The organism is Paraburkholderia sp. BR10872, from assembly GCF_040965835.1.
In the GTDB taxonomy this organism is placed as follows: domain Bacteria; phylum Pseudomonadota; class Gammaproteobacteria; order Burkholderiales; family Burkholderiaceae; genus Paraburkholderia; species Paraburkholderia nodosa_A.
In genome coordinates this window covers 137,688-147,587 of record NZ_JBFRCN010000003.1, presented here as the reverse complement: position 1 = coordinate 147,587, position 9,900 = coordinate 137,688, and the positions used below count along the sequence as shown (strand labels likewise).

The 9,900-nt window shown below is 65.6% G+C and carries 10 protein-coding genes and 1 pseudogene; 4 read left to right on the top strand and 7 right to left on the bottom strand.

The genetic code is table 11. From position 1 onward, the window contains the following. Nucleotides 1-11: 11 nt before the first annotated feature. The 6 genes from rpsR to AB4Y43_RS04125 form a co-directional block, all read right to left on the bottom strand. Nucleotides 12-287, bottom strand: a complete 276-nt coding sequence (gene rpsR / locus AB4Y43_RS04150; RefSeq protein ID WP_027797225.1) for a 30S ribosomal protein S18 — start codon at nt 285-287, stop codon at nt 12-14. Nucleotides 288-289: 2 nt separating this feature from the next. Continuing rightward, the gene (gene priB / locus AB4Y43_RS04145; protein ID WP_028204898.1) at nt 290-589 is read right to left on the bottom strand and encodes a primosomal replication protein N; all 300 of its coding nucleotides are present in this window, start codon (nt 587-589) and stop codon (nt 290-292) included. A gap of 45 nt (nt 590-634) precedes the next feature. Continuing rightward, nucleotides 635-1,006, bottom strand: a complete 372-nt coding sequence (gene rpsF / locus AB4Y43_RS04140) for a 30S ribosomal protein S6 (protein ID WP_028216785.1) — start codon at nt 1,004-1,006, stop codon at nt 635-637. Between the two features lie 197 nt (nt 1,007-1,203). After that, nucleotides 1,204-2,130, bottom strand: coding sequence for an anti-sigma factor (locus AB4Y43_RS04135; protein ID WP_368727095.1), 927 nt, complete (start codon nt 2,128-2,130; stop codon nt 1,204-1,206). Further along, nucleotides 2,120-2,914, bottom strand: a complete 795-nt coding sequence (locus AB4Y43_RS04130) for an RNA polymerase sigma factor (protein ID WP_368727094.1) — start codon at nt 2,912-2,914, stop codon at nt 2,120-2,122. The genes AB4Y43_RS04135 and AB4Y43_RS04130 overlap by 11 nt, the downstream gene beginning before the upstream one ends. Before the next feature lie 124 nt (nt 2,915-3,038). After that, complete coding sequence (locus AB4Y43_RS04125; protein WP_368616201.1) at nt 3,039-3,947, bottom strand: LysR family transcriptional regulator; 909 nt, start codon at nt 3,945-3,947, stop codon at nt 3,039-3,041. A gap of 172 nt (nt 3,948-4,119) precedes the next feature. On the opposite strand from AB4Y43_RS04125, the gene gcl reads away from it, so the two are divergent. From gcl to lysM, 4 genes and pseudogenes are all read left to right on the top strand, one after another. After that, on the top strand, nt 4,120-5,904 hold the full coding sequence (gene gcl / locus AB4Y43_RS04120; protein WP_368727093.1) for a glyoxylate carboligase: 1,785 nt from the start codon (nt 4,120-4,122) through the stop codon (nt 5,902-5,904). A 125-nt stretch (nt 5,905-6,029) separates the two neighbouring features. Next, on the top strand, nt 6,030-6,827 hold the full coding sequence (gene hyi, locus AB4Y43_RS04115) for a hydroxypyruvate isomerase (protein WP_368727092.1): 798 nt from the start codon (nt 6,030-6,032) through the stop codon (nt 6,825-6,827). Nucleotides 6,828-6,869: 42 nt separating this feature from the next. After that, a pseudogene (locus AB4Y43_RS04110) lies at nt 6,870-7,790 on the top strand (2-hydroxy-3-oxopropionate reductase); the annotation flags it as partial. A gap of 454 nt (nt 7,791-8,244) precedes the next feature. Next, nucleotides 8,245-8,754, top strand: a complete 510-nt coding sequence (lysM, locus tag AB4Y43_RS04105) for a peptidoglycan-binding protein LysM (RefSeq protein ID WP_069267544.1) — start codon at nt 8,245-8,247, stop codon at nt 8,752-8,754. An 87-nt stretch (nt 8,755-8,841) separates the two neighbouring features. Here the strand turns inward: lysM and AB4Y43_RS04100 are convergent, their stop codons facing one another. Further along, complete coding sequence (locus AB4Y43_RS04100; RefSeq protein WP_368727091.1) at nt 8,842-9,867, bottom strand: asparaginase; 1,026 nt, start codon at nt 9,865-9,867, stop codon at nt 8,842-8,844. Between the last annotated feature and the right edge of the window lie 33 nt (nt 9,868-9,900).

Here is a 9,900-nt window from a genome sequence, read left to right as displayed (position 1 = left end):
GCGTCGTCTTATTAGGCCTTGTGCTGGTCGGTGTACGGCATCAGCGCGAGGAAACGCGCGCGCTTGATAGCCGTGTCCAGCTGACGCTGATAGTGGGCCTTCGTACCCGTCAGACGAGCCGGCGTGATCTTGCCGTTTTCGCCGATGAAGTCCTTCAGCGTGTCGAGGTCCTTGTAGTCGATTTGTTCGACGTTTGCAGCCGTGAAGCGGCAGAACTTCTTGCGCTTGAAGAGCGGGTTTTGTTGCTGACGACGCTTGTCGAATTTCTTACCAGTCGGGCGGGGCATGATTAGTCCTTTCCTGTGCCTTGCATTTCGGTGATGTGAAACACCAGGGTTCGCGCATTGCGGTGCTTTTTCGCCAGAAAACCGGTGAAGAGCGCTTCCACGCCCATCTCACAGCTTTCTACGAGACCGCAGGCCTTGCCGGCCGCGACCGCGGGCATCGTGAGTTCGACGAAGCGGGGAATGCCGGCTTCGACGACCTCCGTGCGATGCTGCAACGTGACGCTTGCGATCGGAACGCCGGCGGGGGTATACCGCACCGGTTCGCGTTCGACGACGCTAGCGGTAAGTTGAAGCCTGTTCACGCGGGGTTGGCTATGACTTTGCTTGAATCCTGATGGCTTACGTACTTAAGCCTGCGCTTCGGTCGGCTGGGCAGCCGCCTTCTTGGCTTCTTCGCGCTGCACTTCCTTCATCATCGGCGACGGGCCGGTTTCGGCCTTCTTCATCTTGACGATGAGGTGACGCAGAACAGCGTCGTTGAACTTGAACGCGTGTTCCAGTTCGTCGAGCGTGGCCTGGTCGCATTCGATGTTCATGCAGACGTAGTGAGCCTTCGCGAGTTTCTCGATCATGTAGGCCAGTTGACGACGGCCCCAGTCTTCGATGCGGTGGATCTGGCCACCGTGCGAGGTGATCGTGCTCTTGTAGCGCTCGATCATGGCGGGCACCTGCTCGCTCTGATCGGGGTGCACGATGAAGACGATTTCGTAATGACGCATGTATCACTCCTTGTGGATTTAAGCCACCCGGGCGTCGGAACCGGTGCGGCAAGTGAGAAGCCGAAGATTGTAGCGCGGATGGGCTACGCACGCAAGACAGATCGTGCGTTCGGGCGATGATTCGGGCGTGTTTTCAATGACTTGCGCGGCGAGGAGCGCCATGAAGGCGCCCCTGTGCGGCCGTGTGAGGCGACAGCCTAGCTGCCGGCCGCCTCGCTCGCGCCGCCCGCGAGACGGGCGTCGAGCGCCGCGCGCAGGCCGTCGAGCGCGTCCGCACCGGCGTCCGACACCGCCCACAATGTCATGCCCGCCGCCCGCCAGCGCAGGAGTGCGTAGCCTTCGCTCGAACTCTGCGGCACGGCGCCCGAGACGGCCGGCCCGTTCGCGCCTGGCGGGAACACATAGACATCGATCACGTGCTTGCCATGGTGATAGACGAGCACGGCGACGCGTTCGCGCCCCACATAATCGAGGCGCCCTCCCGCGAGCGCGAAGCCCTGCTGCGCCAGATCGAAGACAGGCGGCGCGTAGTCGATCCGGCCATTGAACCACGGCTTCACGGTATGGCGGTCGGTCGAGATCACGTCGATATCGCGGCCCGAAATCTGGGCCCGCACGTGGCTGGACACGAGATCGTCGACGAAGGCCATCTCAGCGGCCGGGCGGCGCAGTTGCAGCGTGGCAATCACTGCCAGCGCGCAAAGAACCAACACCGCGCAGCCGAACCACGCGAGCGTGGCCGCGCGCGGCCCCGCGTTGACGGACGCAGCGCCCCAGCCACGACCGCCCGCCTCGCCTCGCGCCCCGCCGCCGCTGCCCGGCCACCAGTTGCGCAGCCAGGCGCGCCAGCCGCCCGAAGCGCGCGCGGGGGTTGGCGAAGGCACTGCTTTCGCCGGCGGTACGTCCGTCGCCGGCAATGCCGCGACGATACGTGCAGCCAGCCCAGCCGGCGCACGGTGGTATGGCGCGGATCGGATCATTCGAGAGATGGCCTGCGCGTCGTCGGCGACACGCCGGCATGGCTCGCAGCCTGCGAGATGCTCGCGCACACGCCATTCGTCGGCGGCGGACAGTTCGCGGTCGACGCTCGCGTCGACCAGCGGGCGCGCTTCGTTACAGTTCATCGGGCGCCTCCGTCGTTCGGCCTTCGGTTTGAGAGCGAGTGCGCAACGGCGCTCCGCCGTCGGCGGCCGGCTCCTCGCGGAACCGACCGCCGTTCCCCCGGCCGGATGGTCTCCTGGCTTGACTGCTTCCCCCGACTCCTGCCCTGTCGTCCGCGCAGCCGGGGGCGCGGACAACCGAATCGTTTGCAGTCTCACCGACTGCACTGCCTGCCGCTGACCTGTTTCGCTCGCCGCCGTGGTACGCCGCCAGCAGCGTCGCCAACCGTCTGCGGCCACGCGCGAGCCGCGACATCACGGTGCCGAGCGGCAGATCGGCGATCGCCGCGATCTCGCGATAACCCAGCTCCTCCAGCTCGCGCAGCACCAGTACTTCCCGATACTCCACCGGCAGGCGCCTGAGCGCATCCTGCACATAACGGGTGTCTTCGGCGCGGATCGCGAGCGTCTCGGGATCGACGCCGCCCGTTTCCCAGCCTTCGAGCGGCGCGTCGTCGCGCAACTCGTCGAACGGCGCCACCTCTTCCGCGCCCGCGCGCCGCCGCCATTCGTCGTACCAGACGCGCCGCACGATCGCGAGCAGCCAGGGGCGGGCCTCGTCGCCGCGAAACGCGTCGAAGAAGCGGAACGCCCGTAGAAACGCCTCCTGGACGATATCTTCCGCGTCGCCCGGGTTACGCGAGAGCCCGCGCGCGAGGTTGTAGGCCGCATCGAGATGCGGCAGCGCCAGCGCCTGAAAGCGGCGGCTGCGTGCGGCCTCATCCTGCTCGTACGCGGTTTCTCCCACGTCGTCCCCTCGCGTCTTCGTTTGGCTTACGCGACCGTGGCCGCATACAGGCACTACCGAAGCTCGGGCCAGTTTATTCCCGCTCCGTGTGCACGAAAACGAAAAATAAATGCGAAATGCGCGACTACGCGCCGGCCCAGTACCCCGGCCGCGCGTAGACCTCCTTGAGGTAGTCGATGAAGTAGCGCACGCGCGCCGGCACGTAGCGCTGCTGCGGATACACCGCGAGGATGTCGTAATCGGGCAGCGCGTATTCGTCGAGCACCGTTTCGAGTTCGCCGCGCGCGAGCTGGGCGTCGATCTCCCAGGTCGAACGCCAGCCGAGGCCGAGGCTCTCGGTCACCCAGCGATGCAGCAGCTCGCCGTCGTTGCAGTCGAGCGTGCCGCCCACGCGCACGGTGACGAGCTTGCCGCCGCGGCTGAAGTACCAGCCGCGGTTCTGGCCGCCCTGCAGGTTGAACGCGAGGCAATTGTGGTTTGGCAGGTCTTCGAGCGTTTTCGGCCGCCCGTGCCTGCGGAAATATTCGGGCGTGCCGCACACGACGCGCCGGTTGGTGGCGAGCTTCACGGCGACGAAGTTCGGGTCCACCGCGCCGCCGATGCGGATCGACAGGTCGTAGCCCTCGCGCACCAGATCGACCACGCGGTCGGTGAGGTTGAACGACACCTGCAGTTCGGGCTTGTCGGCGAGGAACTCGGGCGCGAGCGGCGCGACGTGCTTGCGCCCGAACGCCGCCGGCGCCGAGACGATCAGATGGCCACTCACCACCTGGCGCCCGGCGGATAGTTCGTTTTCGGCCTGATCCCAGTCGGCGAGCAGGCCGCGGCAGCGTTCGAGAAAGGCCGCGCCCTCCTCGCTCACCACGAGCCGCCGCGTGGAACGGTAGATGAGCTTCACGCCGAGGCGCTTTTCCAGCGCGTCGATACGACGCCCGAGGATCACCGGCGAAACGCCTTCCTCGAGCGCCGCCGCCGCGAGGCTGCCCGCGTCCGCGACGCGCACGAAGGTCTCGATCTGCTTGAAGCGGTCCATTGCGTGTCTCCCCCGTCGGGTTGCGAGCCGGAAAGCCCCCTCCCGCCGGCATTCCATACTTTTTGTTTCGGAATAAACGACCTGGACTGATCTTATCAAACCTTTCCTGCGCCCCTAAAGTGGGCCTCAACGCATCGCCATTCCTCGCATACGAGACATTCAGGAGACAATCATGGCCAAAATGAGAGCCGTCGACGCCGCCGTTCTGGTGCTCGAAAAAGAAGGCATCGACACCGCTTTCGGCGTGCCGGGCGCCGCCATCAATCCGTTCTATTCGGCGATGAAAAGGGCCGGCGGCATCACGCACGTGCTGGCGCGCCACGTCGAAGGCGCCTCGCACATGGCCGAAGGCTACACGCGCGCCACGCCGGGCAACATCGGCGTGTGTATCGGCACCTCGGGTCCCGCGGGCACCGACATGATCACGGGCCTCTACTCGGCCCAGGCCGATTCGATTCCGATCCTCGCGATCACGGGCCAGGCGCCCCGCGCGCGCCTCTACAAGGAAGACTTCCAGGCCGTCGACATCGAGTCGATCGCCAAGCCCGTCACCAAGTGGGCCGTCACCGTGCGCGAGCCGGCGCTCGTGCCGCGCGTGTTCCAGCAGGCGTTCCATCTGATGCGCTCGGGCCGTCCGGGTCCGGTGCTGGTCGATCTGCCGATCGACGTGCAGCTCGCCGAAATCGAATTCGACATCGACACGTACGAGCCGCTGCCGGTCTACAAGCCGCGCGCGACGCGCAAGCAGATCGAAGCCGCACTCGAACTGCTCAACGCGAGCGACAAGCCGCTGATCGTCTCGGGCGGCGGCGTGCTCAACGCGGCAGCCGAAGACCTGCTCGTGCAGTTCGCCGAAACCGTGGGCGTGCCCGTGATCCCGACGCTCATGTCGTGGGGCGCGATTGCCGACGACCATCCGCTCATGGCCGGCATGGTCGGCCTGCAGACCTCGCAACGCTACGGCAACGCCACGATGCTCGCCTCAGACTTCGTGCTCGGCATCGGCAACCGCTGGGCGAACCGCCATACGGGCAGCGTCGAGGTGTACACGAAGGGTCGCAAGTTCGTGCACGTCGATATCGAACCGACGCAGATCGGCCGCGTGTTCGGCCCGGATCTCGGCATTGTCTCGGACGCGAAGGCCGCACTCGAACTGTTCGTCGAAATCGCCAGGGAATGGAAGGCCGCGGGCAAGCTGAAGGATCGCAGCGCGTGGGTGGCCGACTGCCAGGAGCGCAAGCGCACGATGCTTCGCAAGACGCACTTCGAGAACACGCCGATCAAGCCGCAACGCGTGTACGAAGAGATGAACAAGGCGTTTGGCCGCGACACCTGCTACGTGAGCACCATCGGCCTTTCGCAGATCGCCGGCGCGCAGTTCCTGCACGTGTACAAGGCGCGCAACTGGATCAACTGCGGCCAGGCGGGCCCGCTCGGCTGGACGATTCCCGCGGCGCTCGGTGTGCGCGCAGCCGATCCGACGCGTCCCATCGTGGCGCTCTCGGGCGACTACGACTTCCAGTTCATGGTCGAAGAGCTGGCCGTGGGCGCGCAGTTCAAGCTGCCGTACGTGCACGTCGTCGTGAATAACTCGTATCTCGGCCTGATCCGCCAGGCGCAGCGCGCGTTCGACATGGACTTCTGCGTGCAGCTCGCGTTCGAGAACATCAACGCGCCTGAAGTGAACGGCTATGGCGTCGATCACGTGACGGTCGCCGAAGGCCTCGGCTGCAAGGCGCTGCGCGTGTTCAAGCCCGAAGAGATCGCCCCGGCGCTTAAAGAGGCCCAGGCGCTCGCCGCCGAGCACAGCGTGCCGGTCGTCGTCGAAGTGATACTCGAGCGTGTGACCAACATCTCGATGGGCACCGAGATCGACGCCATCAACGAGTTCGAGGAACTGGCCGAAAAACCCGAGCACGCGCCGACTGCCATCAGCGCGATCAATGCCCTCGACTGAGCGCACTCGAGCCCGCATCAACGCAGCACGAGCAGCGCGCCCGGCATCGGCGCGCTGCCTGAATGATTGACTGCGTGACCTTCCGCCTGACTTCTTTCATTGACCGACCAGCGAGACCCAGCACCATGCCAAAATTCGCCGCGAACCTCACCATGCTGTTCAACGAAGTGCCCTTCCTCGACCGCTTCGCAGCGGCCGCACAAGCGGGCTTCGACGCCGTGGAGTTCCTGTTCCCGTATCCGTACAACGCCGCCGAACTGGCTGAGCGCCTCGAGGTCAACGGGCTGAAGCTCGTCCTCCACAACCTGCCCGCCGGCAACTGGGAAGCGGGCGAGCGCGGCATTGCCTGCCTGCCCGAGCGCCGCGGCGAATTCCAGGAAGGCGTGGGCCGCGCGATCGACTATGCGAAGGCGCTGAAGGTGCCGCAACTGAACTGCCTCGTCGGCATTCCGACGGCAGGCGTCGATCGCGACACGGCGCTCGCCACGATCGTCGAGAACCTGCGCTACGCCGCGGGTGAATTGAAACGCGAAGGCATCCGCCTGCTGGTCGAGCCGTGCAATTCGTACGACATTCCCGGCTTCGCGCTGAACCGCTCCGGCGAAGCGCTCGACGTGATCGAAAAGACCGGCTCGGACAACCTGTTCCTGCAGTACGACATCTATCACATGCAGCGTATGGAAGGCGAACTCGCCGCGACGATCAAGAAGCACTTCGCGAAAATCGCCCACGTCCAGCTCGCCGACAATCCTGGCCGCAATGAACCCGGCACGGGCGAAATCAACTACCCGTTCCTGTTCGATCTGCTCGACTCGCTCGGCTACGAAGGCCACATCGGCTGCGAGTACAAGCCGCGCACGACGACCGTCGAAGGCCTCGGCTGGCTGCGCAGCGCGAAGCAGCGCACCGCCGAACTCGCCTGAGCCCGCAATCGGACGCAACGACGCACATTCACGCATTCGCTTAAACGGAGACACAAGATGGCAAAGATTGGCTTTATCGGACTCGGCATCATGGGCGCGCACATGGCGCGTAATCTCATCAAGGGCGGCCACACGCTCGCCGTGAACGGCAAGTATCCGGTGCCCGACGACCTGCGCACGCAAACCGAAGTCGTCGCCGATTCGACGGCTGTCGCGAAGGTATCGGACATCGTCATCGTGATGGTGCCGGACACGCCTGATGTCGCCAACGTCCTGTTCGCCGACGACGGCGTCGCCAAGGGTCTCTCGGCCGGCAAGCTCGTGATCGACATGAGCTCGATCTCGCCGCTCGAAACGCAACAGTTCGCCAAACAGATCAACGCACTCAGCTGCGACTATCTCGACGCGCCGGTCTCGGGCGGTGAAGTCGGCGCACGCGAAGCCACGCTCACGATCATGGTGGGCGGCCCGCAGAAGTCGTTCGATCTTGCCAAGCCGCTGTTCGAATTGATGGGCAAGAATATTTCGCTCATCGGCGACAACGGCGCGGGCCAGACCTGCAAGGTGGCGAACCAGATCATCGTCGCGCTGAACATCGAGGCCGTGGCCGAAGCGCTGCTGTTCGCAGCACGTTCGGGTGCGGACCCCGAGCGCGTGCGCAAGGCCCTCATGGGCGGCTTCGCTTCGTCGCGCATTCTCGAAGTGCACGGCGAGCGCATGACCAGGCGCACGTTCAATCCGGGCTTCCGCATCGAACTGCACCAGAAGGACCTGAATCTCGCGATCGACGGCGCGCGCAAGCTGGGCATCGCGCTGCCGCATACCGCGAGCGCGCAGCAGCTCTTCAGCGTGTGCGCCGCGAACGGCGGCAAGGCATGGGACCACTCGGCCATGATCCGCGCGCTCGAGATCATGGCGAACTTCGAGATCGCCGAGCCGCAAGCGCAGGTGAAGGTGGCTTGATTTTCAGCGGTAGCAGGTAGCAGCACGGCGGTTCGCGCGACGCAACGGGCGGACCGCCTGTAGAACCGGATCACGCATACCGGCTGGTGCGCAGGCATTCGAGCGTGTGCATCAGCCTCCCGTGGGGCGCTTCGCGGCGGCGGCAACCGTCGCGAGGCAAATCGGTGCCGCTCTGGGCTGAGGGCGGCCAGTGGGGTCCGAAAGCGGCGCCCGGTGACGGCGGGGAAGCCTTGGTCGGTCAGACGTCGTCATCGGGTGTCCGCGTGTCGGATGCCCGTTTTTCTTTGCCTTCTCTCTTCTTTCCCCGGTTTCACACTCTTTGACGCTGCCCCGATGGACGCGTTCGCGACCACGTTTCTAGAATCGTGCTTTCATCGGGCTGTCATGCCGACGGGTCAATGTGGACCCGACGCGTGACCACCCAGTCATTTCCAGCACGTGAGGAGTGTGATCGATGGGCATTATCAATTTCATCAAGGAAGCAGGCGAAAAACTCTTCGGCACGGCTGCCGCGCCGGCCGCCGCCGCGGAACCCGCTGCCGCACCGGCAGACCCCGCCGCGAATCTCGCCGAGCTGAACCAGAAGGCCGGCGACGCGATCGCGGCCTATATCCGCTCGCAGGGCCTCGACGCCGACAACCTCGGCGTGACCTACGACGGCGTCTCGCACACGGTGACGGTCACCGGCAACGCCGCCGACCAGCCCACCAAGGAGAAGATCCTCGTCGCGGCCGGCAACGTGCAGAACGTCGACAAGGTCGACGACCAGATGACCGTGACCAACCCCGCGCCCGAAGCGCAGCACCACACGGTCGTTGCCGGCGACAACCTCTGGAAGATCGCCGAAAAGTACTATGGCAGCGGCGCGAAGAACGACGCGATCTTCGAGGCGAACACGCCGATGCTCAAGAGCCCGGACAAGATCTATCCGGGTCAGGTGCTCGTGATTCCGCCGCTGCAGTAAGTGCGGCGACACACGAACAGGGCCAGAAACGAAACGGGCCTGGCGGAGCGATCCGCCAGGCCCGTTTTACTTTGTACGCGGCCAGGCTCAGTACGTGTCGAACACGCCCTGCAGCCCCGCCTTGTCGGTCGTGCCAGCCGCCAGCGCGAGCAGCAGCAGCACACGCGCCTTGTACGGGCTAAGCGTGCCCGAAGACACGAAGCCGAGCGTATCGTCCTTGGCCGCGCCGTTGTGCATCACGTGGCCCGAGCCGACGCGCGAGGCGCGCACGACGGCCACGCCCTTGGCGGCCGCTTCGGCCAGCGACTGCTGCAACGCGCCGTGAATCGAGCCGTTGCCCGTGCCGGCCACGACGAACCCATCCACACCGGCGGCAAAGAGTGCTTCGACCGCCGCGCGCGACACGCCCGCGTAGCTCGTCACGATCTCGACCTGCGGCCATTGGACCGGTGCCGTGAACGGCGCATCGACCGTATGCGGGCGCAGCGCGCGGCGCTGGAATTCCACGCGCCCATCCTGCACCCAGCCCAGCGCGCCGATTTCCGGCGACTGGAATGCATCCACCGCATAGGTGCTGATCTTCGCGACGTCGCGTGCGCAATGAATGCGGTTATTGAACGCCACCAGCACGCCCTGTCCCGCCGCCGCCTCGCTCGCCGCGAGCGTGACGGCATTGAGCAGATTGAGCGGGCCGTCGGCGGAAAGCGCCGTGGCGGGCCGCATGGCGGCCGTCAAGATACATGGCTTCGCGCTCTTCACCGTGAGATGCAGCAGGTACGCGGTTTCTTCGAGCGTATCCGTGCCGTGCGTGATCACCACGCCGTCGATCTCGTCGCTGGCCAGCAGTTCGTTCACGCGCTGCGCGAGCGTAGTCCACAGCTCAAGCGACATGTCCTTGCTGTCGATGCTCGCGACCTGCTCGGCATGGATCTGGGCGATGGCGTCGAGGCCCGGCACGGCTGCGAGCAGCTGCGCGACGCCGATCACGCCGGCCTGGTAGCCCGCGGTGTTCGCGGCGTCCGCGGCGGAGCCCGCAATCGTGCCGCCCGTGGCGAGCACGGCAATGCGCGGCAGCCTGGGCGCCGCCGCTGAGGAGGAAGTGGAAGTATTCATGGCGGCGATTTTAAGCGATCCGCCGCCCGCCGA

Excerpts from the sequence above, each read along its gene's own strand:
- rpsR (WP_027797225.1), bottom strand. The coding sequence starts at position 287 with ATGCCCCGCCCGACTGGTAAGAAATTCGACAAGCGTCGTCAGCAACAA.
- rpsF (WP_028216785.1), bottom strand. The coding sequence starts at position 1,006 with ATGCGTCATTACGAAATCGTCTTCATCGTGCACCCCGATCAGAGCGAG.
- AB4Y43_RS04135 (WP_368727095.1), bottom strand. The coding sequence starts at position 2,130 with ATGAACTGTAACGAAGCGCGCCCGCTGGTCGACGCGAGCGTCGACCGC.
- AB4Y43_RS04125 (WP_368616201.1), bottom strand. The coding sequence starts at position 3,947 with ATGGACCGCTTCAAGCAGATCGAGACCTTCGTGCGCGTCGCGGACGCG.
- gcl (WP_368727093.1), top strand. The coding sequence starts at position 4,120 with ATGGCCAAAATGAGAGCCGTCGACGCCGCCGTTCTGGTGCTCGAAAAA.
- hyi (WP_368727092.1), top strand. The coding sequence starts at position 6,030 with ATGCCAAAATTCGCCGCGAACCTCACCATGCTGTTCAACGAAGTGCCC.
- lysM (WP_069267544.1), top strand. The coding sequence starts at position 8,245 with ATGGGCATTATCAATTTCATCAAGGAAGCAGGCGAAAAACTCTTCGGC.
- AB4Y43_RS04100 (WP_368727091.1), bottom strand. The coding sequence starts at position 9,867 with ATGAATACTTCCACTTCCTCCTCAGCGGCGGCGCCCAGGCTGCCGCGC.